The 14,787-nt window shown below is 74.2% G+C and carries 14 protein-coding genes; 6 read left to right on the forward strand and 8 right to left on the reverse strand.

Annotated elements, in window-relative coordinates:
- The first annotated feature begins 33 nt into the window (after positions 1–33).
- The 3 genes from EV189_RS11475 to EV189_RS11485 are packed head-to-tail and all read left to right on the forward strand — an operon-like array spanning position 34 to position 2,161.
- Complete coding sequence (locus EV189_RS11475; protein WP_231116304.1) at positions 34–942, forward strand: ABC transporter ATP-binding protein; 909 nt, start codon at positions 34–36, stop codon at positions 940–942.
- Positions 939–1,742, forward strand: a complete 804-nt coding sequence (locus EV189_RS11480) for an ABC transporter permease (RefSeq protein ID WP_130493120.1) — start codon at positions 939–941, stop codon at positions 1,740–1,742. Before EV189_RS11475 ends, EV189_RS11480 begins: the two co-directional genes overlap by 4 nt.
- Entirely contained in the window at positions 1,742–2,161 is a 420-nt protein-coding gene (locus tag EV189_RS11485; RefSeq protein WP_130493121.1) for a hypothetical protein, read from the forward strand. The genes EV189_RS11480 and EV189_RS11485 overlap by 1 nt, the downstream gene beginning before the upstream one ends.
- Positions 2,162–2,222: 61 nt before the next feature.
- Here EV189_RS11485 and EV189_RS11490 read toward each other — a convergent pair whose 3' ends face one another.
- The 8 genes from EV189_RS11490 to miaB all read right to left on the reverse strand — a co-directional run bounded on the left by EV189_RS11490 (position 2,223) and on the right by miaB (position 12,304).
- Positions 2,223–5,228: a bifunctional YncE family protein/alkaline phosphatase family protein gene (locus tag EV189_RS11490; protein ID WP_130493122.1), complete on the reverse strand. Its 3,006-nt coding sequence runs from the start codon at positions 5,226–5,228 to the stop codon at positions 2,223–2,225.
- 189 nt (positions 5,229–5,417) lie between these two features.
- Positions 5,418–6,899, reverse strand: coding sequence for a GTPase HflX (gene hflX / locus EV189_RS11495; RefSeq protein WP_130493123.1), 1,482 nt, complete (start codon positions 6,897–6,899; stop codon positions 5,418–5,420).
- Between the two features lie 78 nt (positions 6,900–6,977).
- Positions 6,978–7,832, reverse strand: coding sequence for a diaminopimelate epimerase (gene dapF / locus EV189_RS11500; RefSeq protein WP_130493124.1), 855 nt, complete (start codon positions 7,830–7,832; stop codon positions 6,978–6,980).
- Positions 7,833–7,868: 36 nt separating this feature from the next.
- Positions 7,869–8,846 (reverse strand): gamma-glutamyltransferase, encoded by a 978-nt coding sequence (locus EV189_RS11505; RefSeq protein WP_165400265.1) that lies wholly within the window; start codon positions 8,844–8,846, stop codon positions 7,869–7,871.
- 95 nt (positions 8,847–8,941) lie between these two features.
- On the reverse strand, positions 8,942–9,925 hold the full coding sequence (gene miaA, locus EV189_RS11510) for a tRNA (adenosine(37)-N6)-dimethylallyltransferase MiaA (protein ID WP_231116305.1): 984 nt from the start codon (positions 9,923–9,925) through the stop codon (positions 8,942–8,944).
- Positions 9,850–10,539 carry a class III extradiol ring-cleavage dioxygenase family protein gene (locus tag EV189_RS11515; RefSeq protein WP_231116307.1) on the reverse strand — a complete coding sequence of 230 codons (690 nt, stop codon included), beginning with the start codon at positions 10,537–10,539 and terminating at the stop codon, positions 9,850–9,852. Before EV189_RS11515 ends, miaA begins: the two co-directional genes overlap by 76 nt.
- A gap of 10 nt (positions 10,540–10,549) precedes the next feature.
- Positions 10,550–10,711 (reverse strand): hypothetical protein, encoded by a 162-nt coding sequence (locus EV189_RS20200; RefSeq protein WP_165400266.1) that lies wholly within the window; start codon positions 10,709–10,711, stop codon positions 10,550–10,552.
- Between the two features lie 30 nt (positions 10,712–10,741).
- On the reverse strand, positions 10,742–12,304 hold the full coding sequence (gene miaB, locus EV189_RS11520) for a tRNA (N6-isopentenyl adenosine(37)-C2)-methylthiotransferase MiaB (RefSeq protein WP_130493128.1): 1,563 nt from the start codon (positions 12,302–12,304) through the stop codon (positions 10,742–10,744).
- Between the two features lie 9 nt (positions 12,305–12,313).
- On the opposite strand from miaB, the gene EV189_RS11525 reads away from it, so the two are divergent.
- From EV189_RS11525 to EV189_RS11535, 3 genes are all read left to right on the forward strand, one after another.
- Positions 12,314–12,505 (forward strand): DUF3046 domain-containing protein, encoded by a 192-nt coding sequence (locus tag EV189_RS11525; RefSeq protein ID WP_130493129.1) that lies wholly within the window; start codon positions 12,314–12,316, stop codon positions 12,503–12,505.
- A gap of 243 nt (positions 12,506–12,748) precedes the next feature.
- Complete coding sequence (recA, locus tag EV189_RS11530) at positions 12,749–13,795, forward strand: recombinase RecA (protein ID WP_130493733.1); 1,047 nt, start codon at positions 12,749–12,751, stop codon at positions 13,793–13,795.
- Between the two features lie 2 nt (positions 13,796–13,797).
- On the forward strand, positions 13,798–14,700 hold the full coding sequence (locus EV189_RS11535) for a regulatory protein RecX (RefSeq protein ID WP_130493130.1): 903 nt from the start codon (positions 13,798–13,800) through the stop codon (positions 14,698–14,700).
- The last annotated feature ends 87 nt before the right edge of the window (positions 14,701–14,787 follow it).

Here is a 14,787-nt window from a genome sequence, read left to right on the forward strand (position 1 = left end):
TGACGTCGCCGTTCGCGTACTAGCGTCCGGAGCGTGATCGACACGGCACAGCCCGCCATCGAGGTCCGCGGCCTGGTCAAGGCGTTCGGCGACGTCACCGCCCTCGACGGCGTCGACCTCGAGGTGCCCGAAGGCTCCGTCCACGGCCTGCTCGGCCCCAACGGCGCCGGGAAGACCACGCTGCTCCGCATCCTCGTCGGCCTGGTGTCGCCGAGCGCCGGGACCGTGCGCGTGCTCGGTCACGATCCCGCGCTCGGCCCGGCGGCGCGCGAGGGCGTCGCGTCGCTCATCGAGTCGCCGCGCTTCAAGCCGTCGCTGTCGGCGCGCACCAACCTGCGCATGCTCGCCGACCTCGACGGGCTCGGCGCCGCGGGTGACGTCGAGGACGCCCTGGCGCGCGTCGGGCTCGACAGCAGGCAGACTCGTGCCGTGCGGCACTACTCCCTCGGCATGCGGCAGCGTCTGGGCATCGCCGCCTGCCTCGTCCGGCGGCCGCGCCTGCTGCTGCTCGACGAGCCGGCCAACGGGCTCGACCCGTCGGGGGCGCGGGACGTGCGCATGCTCGTGCGCGAGCTCGCGGACGAGGGCACCACCGTGCTGCTCTCCAGCCACGACATGGCCGAGGTCGACGAGCTCTGCGACAGCGTGACGATCCTCGCGCGGGGGCGGGTGGCGCGTACCGGGTCGATGGCGGGGCTGCGCACCGAGGCGCCGGTCGCGGCGTACCTCCTGTGCACGGCGGACGACGCCACCGCCGCGACCCTCGCTCCCGCCGGCGTCACCGTCGAGCGGACGCCCGCCGGGCTCGTCGTCAGCGCGACGCAGGCCGACATGGACGCGTACGCCGTGGTGCTGGGCCGCTCCGGCGTCCCCATCCGCACCCTGCAGCTGCAGACCGCTCCGCTCGAGGCGCTGTTCTTCGCGCTGACGGATGTGGCGTGACGACGGTCCTCCGCTGGGAGCTCCGCACCCTCGCGTCACTGTGGCGCGTCCGCATCGCCGCCCTGCTCTGCCTCGTCGGCCCCTTCGCCTTCGTGGTGCTGCTCGAGTCGCAGTCGCAGCTGCCCGTCGACACGCTGTTCGGGCGGTGGGTGAAGGAGTCGGGCTACGCACTCCCCCTGCTGGTGCTGGGGTTCGTCGCGCAGTGGGCGTTCCCCGCGCTCACCTGCGTCGTCGCCGGTGACATCTTCAGCGTCGAGGACGCCCACGGGACGTGGAAGACCCTGCTGACCCGCAGCCGCAGCCGGGGTGAGGTGTTCACCGGCAAGGTGCTCGCCGCCGCGTGCTGGACGGTCTTCCTCGTCGCACTGCTCGCCGTCTCCTCGACGCTCGCAGGGGTGCTGCTCGTCGGGTCGCACCCGCTGGTCGGGCTGTCGGGCAACGTGCTGTCGCCGGGCTCCGCCCTCGGGCTCGACCTCGGCGCGTGGCTCACCTGCCTGCCGCCCGCGCTCGGCTTCACCTCGCTCGGGGTCGCGCTCAGCGTGGTCTCGCGCAGCTCCGTCGTCGGGGTCGTCGCGCCGGTCGTCCTCGGGCTGCTCATGCAGCTCTACGCCTTCCTCGGCCGCTCCGACCTGCTCGGCCACCTGCTGCTGACGCTGGACTTCGGCGCCTGGCACGGACTGGCTGCGGCACCGGTGTTCCTGCGCCCCTTGGTCGAGTCGCTCGCCGTCAGCGCGGCGTACGTCGTCGTGCTGGTGTCGGTCGCCTGGTGGCGGTTCCACGACCGCGACGAGGTGGGCTGATGCGCCGCGCGCTCCCACTGCTGCCGCTCGCGCTGCTGATCGCTGCCTGCGGGCCCGACGACGTCACGGTCGACCGCCTCCAGACGTCGCTGCAGACGAGCTTCGACCGGCTCTACGTGCGCCAGCAGGCGCGGCTCGGCACGGCCGGGCTGTCCGAAGAAGCCGTGTCAGCACGGGCTTCCTGCGCCAAGCCCGGGTCGGCGTCGCGCTCCGGTGCCGGTGAGTGGACGTGCACGCTGCGCTGGTTCGCCGCCGACGGCTCTCCGCTCGAGGCCGACTACGACGTCAGTGCGAAGGCCGGCGGCTGCTGGACGGCGACCGGCCAGCAGGCCGTCGTCGGCGCGCCCGAGCTCTCGGCGCCGGACGGCTCGCGGTTCGTCAACCCGGTCTACGGCATCGACGGCTGCTTCGGCACCTGAGCGTCCAGACGCACGAACGCCCCCGGGGATCTCCCCGGGGGCGTCGTGCGTCGCTGCGGTGCTACGAGACGATCCGCTCCGCCTTCGCGTAGAGCGCCGCCTGCTGCTTCGCGTACGCGGGAGCCGACAGCGCCGCCTTGTGCTTCGACAGCGCCAGCGACTGGAAGTAGACCGAGGTCAGCTTCTGCAGCTGGCCCGTCCCCGTGTCGTAGGTCCCGGTCGGCAGCTTCGACGCCAGCGACCAGACCTTCGCCACCTCAGCCGGGACGTGCGCCGCAGCCTGGGTCGCGACCGGGCTCCACGGCGTCAGGTCGGGCTTGGTGGTGAAGTAGCCGAGCAGGTCGTTGGCGAGCAGGTCGCCGTAGCTCATCGCCGGCAGGTCGAGGATCTCCTCGATCGTCTTCGGCACCGAGACCGTGGAGCCGAAGTCGTGGACCACCTGGCCGCGCACGGCGTACGGCGAGATGACCGTCGTGTAGGTGCGGTGCGCGTTGATGTGGTCCGGCGAGCTCTGCGCGTCGTCCTGCGTGAGGAAGATCGCGGTGTCCTTCCAGATCGGCGAGTGCGTGAGGTAGTCGATGATCTGGCCCAGGGCGACGTCGTTGTCGGCGACCTCCTGGTTGGGAGTGCACTTCGTCGTCGGGGTCGCGCACCCGCCAGTGTGGTCACCCGGCAGCCACACGGACGCGAACTGCGGCGCCGTGCCCTTGCTGACGAGCGAGCCGTAGTCGGAGATGAACTCCTTGGCGCGCCGCTGGTCCGAGATCCGGAGGTTCCAGCCCGGGTAGTTCTCGTCGAGGTGGCCGCCGAGGACCTTCAGCGCCGGCAGCGTCTCGCTGTACGTGCCACCCAGTCCCGCCGTCGGCGACGTCGTGTCGGCGATCGTGTTGTAGGTCGCGTTGCTGCAGCCGGGCTTCGGGTCGTCGCTGCAGAAGTCGTTGCTCGACCCGTCGTCGTAGCCGCTGATGCGGATGTTGTCGCCGTAGTCGCGGTAGGACTTCCCGTTGCGCGCCATGGCGTTGTAGATGTAGCCCTGCAGCGGGTAGTCCTCGGGGTCCTCGTTCTTGATGTTGACGAGGGGCCGCTGGAAGCGCGACAGCAGGGTCTTCTGCTGGTAGTCCGTCGACGTGCCCGCCAGCGCGAACGAGTGACCGGCGTTCGACTCCTCCGAGTCGGCGTAGTTGTTGTCGCCGACGTTGAAGGTCTCGGCGAGCGACTTGGCGTTGCGGACGTAGGGGCCGTACTGCGCGTAGTCGGGGTTGCCGCGGGCGCCGCGGCCGTTGAGGACCGCGTCGTCACCGAAGTAGGTGTCGTAGGACTTGTTCTCCCGCAGGATGAACACCACGTGCTTGAGGTTCTTCTGCAGCACGCCGAGCTTCGCGGTGTCCGCGGCCTTCTTCACGACGGTGTTCTTCACGACCTGCGCGGTCGAGCGCGGCAGGTTGATGCGCGAGAGGTCGACCTTCTGCACCGAGCCGTAGAACCAGTTGACGTCGGGGTTCGTGTAGACGCCGGGCGAGACGTAGGTGCCCTGGTAGTGGTACGGCGCGCCCGCACCCTTGGCGTTGGTGACGTAGAGCTGGGAGCCGTCCGGCGAGACGGTCACCCCGACCGGGTACCAGCCCGTGGGGATCCGGCCGCGGAAGGACGGCGCCGTCGGGTCCTTGAGGTCGTAGACCGCGATGCTGTTGAGCCCGGCCTCGGCGGCGTAGAGCGTCTTCTGGTCCGGGCTGACCGCGAGGGCGTTCGGGGTGAGGCCGAAGGTGGTCGGGCCGGTGCCCTCCCCGCCCTGCACGGCACCCGGCAGCGTCGGCACCGGGAGCAGCACGCGGCGCAGCAGCTTCTCGCTCGTCGGGTCGACGACCGCGATCGCGTCCTCGTTGGCGTCGGCGACGTAGACCGCCTGCTTGCCGCGCTTGGCGGCGTACGCCAGGGCGGAGGGGTGCGTGCCGCCGACGACGTTGATCCCGTCGATCGGGCGGGCGAGGCTCACCGAGGTCTTCGCCGTCAGGCCGCTGGCGAGGTCGAGCACCGACAGGCTGGAGGACTTCGCCGGGTCGGTGTCCGGGTTGGCGAAGCGGTTGGTCGTCCCGCCGCCGATCTTGGTGGTGAACGCGTGCGTCGCGACGCCGGTCTTCGGGTCGACCGTGCCCTGGCCGTCGGCGAAGGTGCGCGTGGTCACGCCCCAGTTGCTGACGAACAGCTTGTCCTTGACCTGCAGCGCGGCGTACGGGAAGTAGCCGACGGGCACCGGCGTGCCGGGCGTGAACGTCCGCAGGTCGACCGGGGTGACGCTGTTGCCGTTGTTGTTGACGACGTAGAGCGTCTGCTTGTCGGCCGACAGCGTCAGCCAGCCGGGAGCCGCCATGCCGTACGTCGCCTGCGTCGTGTCCGTCGGCACCGGCAGCGGGATCTGCTGCGGCGCGGCGGCGATCGTCCCGTCCGCGCCCACCGAGTAGACGTAGACGACGTCGGCGACGCCGCCGCTCGCGAAGACGCGGTAGCCGGGCGTGCCGTCGGGGTTGGCCTGCACGGCCACCCCGAGGAAGAGCCCGTTGCTGGCGTCGGAGTCGACGCGCCCGTTGGAGGTGGACCCGGGGTGCGGGTAGTTCGTCTTCGGCGGCGTCACCGACGCGACGACCGTCATCGTCGTCGTGTCGACGATGCTCAGCGCGTACGACGACAGGGCCGCGCCCGACCCGCGCTTGCGGTCCGCCGGGTCGATGATGGTGCCGACCTTCGGCGGGGTGTTCCGCTCGTCGGAGTTGCTCGTGACGAGGAAGTGCCCGTCCGGCGTCAGCACGGAGTTGAGCGGGTTCTGCCCGACCTGGATGCTGCGGCCGGCCGGGGTGATGCGACGGCCGTTGGGCAGCGTCGCCGAGAACAGGTTGGGCCCGTCCGGGCCGGGGACGCTGCGCGCCGGCGACCCGAGGGCGGCGAGCTGGGCACCGTGCAGCGGCGCGGGCCCGGTGCCGGCGGACGCGCCGCCCGGCAGCAGGCTCGGCGCGAGGGCGAGGCCCGGGAGGGCCAGCGCCGCGCTGAGCGGGAGGAGACGACGGACACGCATGCAGTCCTCCTGGACCTGAGCACCGGCTGTCCGGGTGCTGTGCGCCCGGCGAGCCGAACGCTACGCCCGCCCGAAGAGTTCCGGAAAGGGGGGTTCGACCTGCACGTTCCTCGCTGCCGTGCCCGCCCCCGGGGACGGCGAGAGGGGCGGGGTGCTCGGCACCCCGCCCCTCCGACCTGCTCCTGCTGGCTACACCGCGCTGGGCGCGTACGCCGCCAGCTCGCCTGCCAGCGCCTCGCTCACGCGGGCGACCAGGCGCGTGCCCTCACCGAGGTGCTCCTCGCGCAGCACCTCGCCGCGCTCGTGGACCCGCGCGACCAGGGCGCCCGCGGCGTACGGCAGCACGACGTCCACCGTCACCTCGGGCCGCGGCAGCGCCTCCTCCACCGCGCGCTTGAGCTCGGCGATGCCCTCGCCGGTCTTCGCGGAGACGATGACGACGTCGCGCTCGTTGCGCCGCAGCCGGTCGAGCACCGCCGGGTCGGCCGCGTCGGCCTTGTTGACCACGACGAGCTCGCGGACGTGCCGCGCGTCGATCTCGCCGAGCACCTCGCGGACCGCGGCCAGCTGCAGCTCCGGGGAGGAGTGCGAGCCGTCGACGACATGGAGGATGAGGTCGGAGTCGCGGACCTCCTCCAGCGTCGAGCGGAACGCCTCGACCAGCTGGTGCGGAAGGTGGCGCACGAACCCGACGGTGTCGGTGATGGTGTACGCCCGCCCCTCCGGCGTCTCCGCCCGGCGCACGGTCGGGTCGAGGGTCGCGAACAGCGCGTCCTCGACGAGCACGCCGGCACCGGTCAGCCGGTTGAGCAGCGAGGACTTGCCCGCGTTGGTGTAGCCCGCGATCGCGACCGACGGGACGCCGCCACGACGACGGGACGCCCGCTGGGTCTCGCGCGCCGTACCCATCTCGCGGATCTCGCGGCGCAGCTTCGCCATGCTGTGGCGGATGCGGCGGCGGTCGGTCTCGATCTTCGTCTCACCGGGGCCGCGGGTGCCGATGCCCCCACCGCCGGCCACGCGACCACCGGCTTGCCGGGACATCGACTCACCCCAGCCGCGCAGGCGCGGCAGCATGTACTGCATCTGCGCGAGCGCGACCTGCGCCTTGCCCTCACGGGACTTCGCGTGCTGGGCGAAGATGTCGAGGATCAGCGCGGTGCGGTCGATGACCTTGACCTTGACCGCCTTCTCCAGCGCGATGAGCTGGCCAGGGGTCAGCTCGCCGTCGCAGATGACGGTGTCGGCGCCGGTCGCGATGACGACCTCGCGGAGCTCCTTGGCCTTGCCCGAGCCGATGAAGGTGCCGGCGTCGGGCTTGTCGCGGCGCTGGATCAGCGCGTCGAGGACCTCGGAGCCGGCGGTCTCGGCGAGCGCGGCCAGCTCGGCCATGCTCGTCTCCGCGTCCTCCGCGGTGCCCTCGGTCCACACGCCGACGAGGACCACGCGCTCGAGGCGCAGCTGGCGGTACTCGACCTCGGTGACGTCCTGGAGCTCGGTCGACAGCCCGACGACGCGGCGCAGGGCCTGGCGGTCGGAGCGGTCGAGCTCGCCGGTCTCGGGGTCGTCATCCAGCCCGGTGTCGTCGAGCCCGGTGTCGTCGAGGTGGATGTCGGTGGTGTCCTCGAGCTCGTCGTCGAGGGCGTACGTCTCGGCCGTGGCGGCCGTCATGGGGTTCGTCATACGTCGGGGTCAACGCTCCGGGGTCGGCGATGCTTCCCACGAGGGTGGCACGCCGACCCCGTCGCGTCACGCGGGAATCCGCCAGCGGGTCAGCGCGGAGGGGTCTACCTCGAGCGTGGCTACGAGCACGGCCGGCCCGGTCAGCTCGAGGGTGCCGTCCGGCAGCAGCGCCACCGAGCAGGTCCCGCCCGGCACCTCGACCTGCCACGTGCTGGTCCCGGGGTGGCTGCGCGCCGCGACGACCGCCGCCGCGCAGATGCCCGTGCCGCAGGAGCGGGTCTCCCCCACCCCGCGCTCGTGGACCCGCATGCGCAGCAGGCCCGGCGCGACGACCTGCACGAACTCGACGTTGACGCCCTCGGGGTACGCCGTGGCCGGCTCCACGAGCGGCACGTCCACGAGCGTGCCGACCGCGTCCGGGTCGTCGACGAGCGCGACCGCGTGCGGGTTCGGCAGGTGCACGCCGCTCGCCGTCCACTGCCCGGCCCCGGTCGTCACCGTGACGCGCTCCGGCCCCGGTCCCGGCACGCCCATGCCGACCGTGATGGCGCCGTCGTCCTCGAAGCGCACGGCCTTCAGGCCGCCGCGCGTCGCCACCGACAGCGGCAGGTCGGGCTCGACGAGCCCCTGCGCGGCGAGGAACCGGGCGAAGACCCGCACCCCGTTGCCGCACATCTCCGCGATGCTGCCGTCGGCGTTGCGGTAGTCCATGAACCACGTCGCCTCGTCGTACGCCGCCCCCTCGGGCAGCGCGCCGCTGCGCACCGCCCTGATGAGCCCGTCCGCGCCGATCCCCGCCCGGCGGTCGCAGAGCGCGGCGACGAGGTCGGGGCCGATGTCGAGCAGCCCGTCGGGGTCGGCGACCAGGAGGAAGTCGTTCTCCGTGCCGTGGCCCTTGGTCAGCTGCAGCAAGCCGCTCATGGCTCCAGTGTGCCCGGACCGGTCACCCGGTCGTCCTCACTCCGCGTGCACGACCGCGGCACTGCCCCCGCCGCGGGGGTCACCGACGGCCTCGACCCGCCCGTCGCGGACGTACTCGACGGCGACGAGCGGCGCGGCCTGGGCGCGTACGGCGTCGCGGAGACCGCTGCCGTCGCTCGTCCGCGCCTGCAGCACGTCGCGCACCGCCGCCCGGCTGTCGGCTGTCGCCGGCCTCCGCGCGCTTCCCGGGGCGACCGCGAGCAGCGGGTCCAGCTGGCCGCCCGCGCCGGGCGCGAGCAGCACGGTGGGCAGGGCGTCCCCGCAGAGCGCCGGCAGGTCCGCGCCCCGCGCGACGCCGGTCGTCCGGTCCACAGCGCCGCTCCCGCCGACGCGGCCCATCGAGCTGACGACGGCGGTGAGGCTGCCCCAGCGGTCGGCGACGACGACCGTGGCGTACGCGTCGCCCGCGACGTGCGCGGCTCGTGCCCCGACGGCGCCGCCCGCCACGTCGAGGTCGCCGAGGCGCTCGGTCGGCAGCGACTGGGGGGCGACAGCCGACGAGGTACGCGACAGATGGGCCGTCGCGCTCGCCAGGGCACGGCGCAGCGGGGCCGCGGCGAGGTGCTCCGCCGCGCCGTAGACGTCGAGGTCCTCCTCCTTCGCGCCCCACGCGGCCTCGGCAGCGCGCCAGGCGTCCGGCGCGGAGAGCGGGGCGCAGCCGTCGACCGCTGCGGCACCGGAGGCGTCGACGTGGACGACCACCGACCCGCCTCCCAGGCCCGCGACCCTCGGCTGGCGGACCGCGAGGACAGCGGCCGCTCCGACCGCCGCGTCGGTCGAGGTACCGCCGGAGGCGAGGATGTCGTGGGCCGCCCGCGTCGCCTCGTCGTCCTGGCTGGCGACCCCGCCCCCGAAGCCCGCCGCGCTCGCCGCGCTGCCGGGCTCGGCCACCGACGCGCCGAGCGGCGGGGGGACGACGAGGAGCCCGAGGCAGATCGCGCCGAGCAATCCCATGTGGGGAGAAACCCGACATCTCGCTCGCATGACGAGGCTGTACCCGCCCGCGGCGATCGACTCACGCTCGTGTTACGGGCGTGTTGCACAGGTGATCAACGCGACGTGCTGGGTGACGCGGCGAGCTCGGCGACAAGGGCGTCGAGACCGGCCGCGTCGCCCCCGTCGACCCACCGCACGCGCGGGTCCCGCCCGAACCACGACTCCTGGCGGCGGGCGAAGCGCCGCGTCGCCCGCACCGTCTCCTCGCGCGCGGCGTCGAGCGTCGTCGCACCCTCGAGCGCGCGCAGCACCTGCGCGTAGCCGAGCGCCCGGCTCGCGGTCGGCCCCTCCGCCAGGCCCTCCCCGACGAGCCGCTCGACCTCGTCGACGAGCCCGCGCTCCCACATCCGGTCCACGCGGGCGGCGATCCGCTCGTCGAGGACGCTCCGCTCACGGCGCACCCCGAGCTGGACGGTCGGGCGCAGGTAGCGCGGCTCCGGCAGCTGCGCGCGGAACGAGCCGGTCAGCTCCACGACCTCCAGCGCGCGGACCAGTCGGCGCCCGTTGCTCGGCAGGATCGCCGCCGCCGCAGCGGGGTCCCTCGTCGCGAGCCGCGCGTGCAGGGCGGCTGGACCGACCTCGGCGAGCTCGGCCTCCAGCGCCCGGCGCACCTCAGGGTCCGTGCCGGGCAGCTCGAGGTCGTCGAGGACCGCGCGCACGTAGAGCCCCGAGCCCCCGACGAGGACAGGGGTACGGCCGCGGGCCTCGATCTCGGCGACCGCCGCACGGGCGGCCGTCCGGTAGCGGGCGACGTCCGCCGGCTCGGTGACCGGCCACAGGTCGAGCACGTGGTGCGGGACGCCCTGCCGCTCCTCCTCGCTCGCCTTGGCCGTGCCGATGTCCATGCCGCGGTAGAGCTGCATCGAGTCGGCGTTGACGACCTCGCCGCCGAGCGCGAGCGCCAGCCGGACGCCGAGCTCGGTCTTGCCGGTGGCCGTCGCCCCGACGACGGCGACCAGGGTCACGCCGGGGTCCAGCTCGCCACCGCGTACGCCACGCCCCAGGGCGCGCACGAGCAGCGCAGCTCGCCGCTCCACGACCGGCCGGCGGCGGCACCGGCGAGCACCTGCCAGGGCGCCCGCCCGTCGACGGCCAGCTCCACGGCGAGCGCCGGGTCGAGGGCGGCGAGGGCCGCCGGGTCGCCGGCAGCGAGCGCCTCCTCGACAGCGGTGTCCCACGGCACGGCCCGCTCGTCCGGCCAGCGCGGGGAGCCGGGGCCCCGCCGGGCGCTGCCGTCGCCGACGCAGAGCAGCGCGGTACGGCCGCTCCCGTCCGCCAGGGCCTGCCCGAGCGCGAGGCACGTCGCCGTGGGCTCGTCCGTCGCGACGCCGAGGTGCTCGACCGGTCCGGTCCAGCCGGCGCGGCCGAGCAGCCAAGCGCCGAGCGCACTCCCGAGCGGGAACCGCCCCGGGCCCTCGCCGCCACCCAGCCGCAGGTCCAGCCCGTACGCCGCGAGGTCGGCCCGCTCGTCGGCCTCCCGCGGTCCGGTCGAGGGGGCCGTGGCGACGACCACGACGTGGTCGGGGGCGTGGGCCACCAGAGCGGCGACGGCCGCGTCGCAGGCGGCACGGAGCTCGTCGAGCTCGCCCGCGGCGCCGGAGGCGAGCTCGGGGACGAGGGCAGGCGGCGAGGGGACGACCGCTGCGGCCACGAGCGCCACGTCAGACCACCACGCCGTCGAGCACGTCGGCGCCCGCGGTCAGCGAGCGGGACGGCATCTCGGTGAGCACGCCGGGCAGCCTCCCAGGGACCACGCCAGGGACCACGCCAGGGACCACGCCAGGGATCACGCCGGGGATCACGTCGGGCACCGCGTCAGGCATCGCGTGGGAGGGCACGGCGGGCGCTCCGCCTCAGGACGCCGCACAGGCCGGGGCGTCGGCAGGCAGCGGCTCAGGCGCGCCGACAGCGGGCAGGCCGAGGGAGACCGCGCGCCGCTGGGCCGGCGGCCGGGCCTGCGCCGCCTCCCACGCGTCACCGCCCCTCGTGCGCCGCACCCCGGTCGGCGCCTCGTCGGCGACGAGGTGGTGCGGGGCCGCGTAGGTCACGCCGACCTCGACCAGGTCGCCCGGCCTGGGCGCCGTCGCTCCAGGGGCGAAGTGCACCAGGCGCCCGTCGCGCCCGCGCCCGGAGAGCCGCCGGGTCTCCCCGTCCTTGCGGCCCTCGCCCTCGGCGACCAGCACCTCGACCCGGCGGCCGACGAGCCGCTTGGCCTCGTCCCAGGACACCTGCTCCTGGAGCTCGACGAGCCGCTCGTAGCGCTCCTGCACGACCTGCTTGGGCAGCTGGCCCTCCATCTCGGCGGCGGGCGTGCCCGGGCGCTTGGAGTACTGGAAGGTGAACGCGCTGGAGAACCGCGCAGCCCGCACGACGTCGAGGGTCGCCTGGAAGTCCGCCTCGGTCTCTCCGGGGAAGCCCACGATGATGTCCGTGGTGATGGCGGCGTCGGGGATCGCGGCGCGGACGTCCTCGACGATCCGCAGGTAGCGCTCCTGCCGGTAGGAGCGGCGCATCCGCCGCAGCACGTCGTCGGACCCGGACTGCAGCGGCATGTGCAGGCTCGGCATGGCGTTGGGCGTCTCGGCCATGGCGGCGATGACGTCGTCGGTGAAGTCGCGCGGGTGCGGTGAGGTGAAGCGCACCCGCTCCAGGCCGTCGACGCCCCCGCAGGCGCGCAGCAGCTTGGCGAACGCCCCCCTGTCGCCGAACTCCGCGCCGTAGGCGTTGACGTTCTGCCCGAGCAGCGTCACCTCGACGACGCCCTGCTCGACGAGCGCCTCCACCTCGGCGAGCACGTCGCCGGGGCGGCGGTCGCGCTCCTTGCCGCGCAGCGCCGGCACGATGCAGAAGGTGCAGGTGTTGTTGCAGCCGACGCTGATGCTCACCCAGCCGCTGTAGGGGCTCTCGCGCCGGCTCGGCAGCGTCGAGGGGAAGGTCTCGAGGGCGTCGAGGATCTCCACCTGCGCCTCGGCGTTGTGCCGGGCGCGCTCGAGCAGCACCGGCAGCGAGCCGAGGTTGTGGGTGCCGAAGACGACGTCGACCCAGGGGGCGCGGCGCACGATCTCGCCCTTGTCCTTCTGGGCGAGGCAGCCGCCGACGGCGATCTGCATCCCGGGGTTGGCGGCCTTCGCCGGCGCCAGGTGCCCGAGGTTGCCGTAGAGCTTGTTGTCGGCGTTCTCGCGCACCGCGCAGGTGTTGAGGACGACGAGGTCCGCCACCCCGTCCCCCTCGGCGCGCTCGTAGCCCGCGGCCTCGAGCAGGCCGGAGAGCCGCTCGGAGTCGTGGACGTTCATCTGGCACCCGTAGGTGCGCACCTGGTACGTGCGGGCCACGAGGCACAAGGGTACGGCCGGGGGGCGGTGCGCGGTCCCGGCGCGGGGAGCGGGCGCCTGGCCGCACCGCCGGCGCCGGGGCATCCTGGAGGGGTGAGGCTCACGGACTTCCAGGAGCGGATGCGCGAGGCCTTCGGCGCGCAGGCCGAGTGGGTGGCGCGCGACCACGTCCTGCTCGGGCTCGGGCAGCGCACGGTCGACGAGGCGCTCGCCGCCGGCGAGGACGCCCGCGAGGTGTGGCGCGTGGTCCACGCCGAGCTGCAGCTGCCCGCGGCGCTGAGGTAGTCGCACGCCCGCTCCTCCCCGCCGCCCGCTGCGGCGTGTCGTGTTGATCCTCGAACACGTGTTCGCTTCACTGGGAGCACACCGTACGCACCTCGCGTGCGGCAGCACGCCGGTCGTCCACAGGCGCGCACGCAGGGCCCGTCGTCCACAGGCGCGGCCCGCGCGGAGCGGCTCTGTCGGTGCCCGGCCCTAGCCTCCGGAGACGTGGCGAGACAAGTGGGCACCAAGACCGGGAGGATCTCCGTGGCACCAGCAGCAGACCGGGGGAAGGCGCTCGACACCGCCCTCGCGCAGATCGAGCGGCAGTTCGGCAAGGGCTCCGTCATGCGGCTCGGCGAGGAGGGGCGCGCCCCCGTCGAGGTCATCCCGACCGGCGCCATCTCCCTCGACGTCGCGCTCGGCATCGGCGGGCTCCCCCGCGGCCGCATCGTCGAGGTCTACGGCCCGGAGTCCTCGGGCAAGACGACCGTCGCCCTGCACGCAGTGGCCAACGCCCAGCGCGCCGGCGGCATCGCGGCCTTCATCGACGCCGAGCACGCCCTCGACCCGGAGTACGCGAAGAAGCTCGGCGTCGACACCGACGCCCTGCTCGTCTCGCAGCCGGACACCGGCGAGCAGGCGCTCGAGATCGCGGACATGCTCATCCGCTCGGGCGCCCTCGACGTCATCGTCATCGACTCGGTCGCCGCTCTCGTGCCGCGCGCCGAGATCGAGGGCGAGATGGGCGACGCGCACGTCGGCCTGCAGGCCCGCCTCATGAGCCAGGCGCTGCGCAAGATCACGGGTGCGCTGTCGCAGTCGGGCACCACCGCGATCTTCATCAACCAGCTGCGCGAGAAGGTGGGCGTGTTCTTCGGCTCGCCGGAGACGACGACCGGTGGCAAGGCGCTGAAGTTCTACGCCTCGGTCCGCCTCGACGTGCGGCGCATCGAGACGCTGAAGGACGGGGCCGACCCCGTCGGCAACCGCACCCGCGTCAAGGTCGTGAAGAACAAGATGGCCCCGCCGTTCAAGCAGGCCGAGTTCGACATCCTCTACGGCATCGGCATCAGCCGCGAGGGCGGGCTCATCGACCTCGGCGTCGAGCAGGGCTTCGTCCGCAAGTCCGGCGCCTGGTACACGTACGAGGGCGACCAGCTGGGCCAGGGCAAGGAGAACGCCCGCGCCTTCCTGCGCGACAACCCCGACCTCGCCGACGAGATCGAGAAGCGCATCAAGGAGAAGCTCGGCGTCGGGCCGCAGCTGGACGCCCCCGCCGAGGACGTCAGCATCGAGGACGTCGACTTCTAGCGGTGGACTCCGGAGCCCCAGGGCCGGCCGACGCGCCCGACGAGGGCCGCGGCCGGCCGGCCGGAGGACGGCGCGGTCGGCGGACGAGGACCGAGGGCGCCCGCTCCCGGCCCTCCCCCGCCGACCGGGCGGCGCGCGCTGCCGAGGCCGCGGCCGCGCGGACCCCCGAGCAGCACGAGTCCGTCGCGCGCGAGGCCGTGCTGCGCCAGCTCACGGCCGCGGCCCGCACCCGCGGCCAGCTCGAGCAGGCGCTGCGCCGCAAGGGCGTGCCCGACGACGTCGCGGCACGCGTCCTCGACCGCTTCACCGAGCTCGGCTACGTCGACGACGCCGCGTACGCCGCCGGCTTCGCGCGCAGCAGGGTGGCCTCGCGCGGCCTGTCCCGGCGGGCGGTCGCCATGGAGCTGCGCGAGCGCGGCGTGGACCGGGACGACGTCGAGGCGGCCCTGGAGCAGGTCGACCCCGACGACGAGCGCGAGGCGGCCCGGGCGCTCGTCCGCAAGCGCGTGCGCGCGGCCCGCAGCCTCCCGCGGGAGGTGGCCGAACGGCGCCTGGTGGCCATGCTCGCCCGCAAGGGGCACTCGCCGGGGACGGCCTTCGCCCTCGTGCGCGAGGAGCTGGACGCCGTGGCGACCGGGGAGGCGGACACCGGCGCCTGGTCGCTGGACGACGGCGTCGGCGGCCTCGACGAGGACAGCGACGAGCACGACGGCGAGCACGACGGCGAGCACGACGGCGAGCACGACGGCGAGCCCGGCGCCTCCAGCACCACCGGCACTCGCGCCAGCGAGGACCCCGGCGATGATCCCGGTGGCCCCCTCGGCGACGGGCGCGGCGGGCGCCTCCGGTCGGCCGGCCGACGGCCCCTCGGGGGCAGGGCCGGGAGCCGGCGCGGCTGGTCCTGACGGGTGTCCCCGGGCACGACCTGGCCCGCCCACGGCGTACCGTGGGACCTTCCACCCCAGGTGGGACGGGCCCCCGGGAGGGGGACG

The organism is Motilibacter rhizosphaerae, from assembly GCF_004216915.1.
In the GTDB taxonomy this organism is placed as follows: Bacteria; Actinomycetota; Actinomycetes; order Motilibacterales; family Motilibacteraceae; genus Motilibacter; species Motilibacter rhizosphaerae.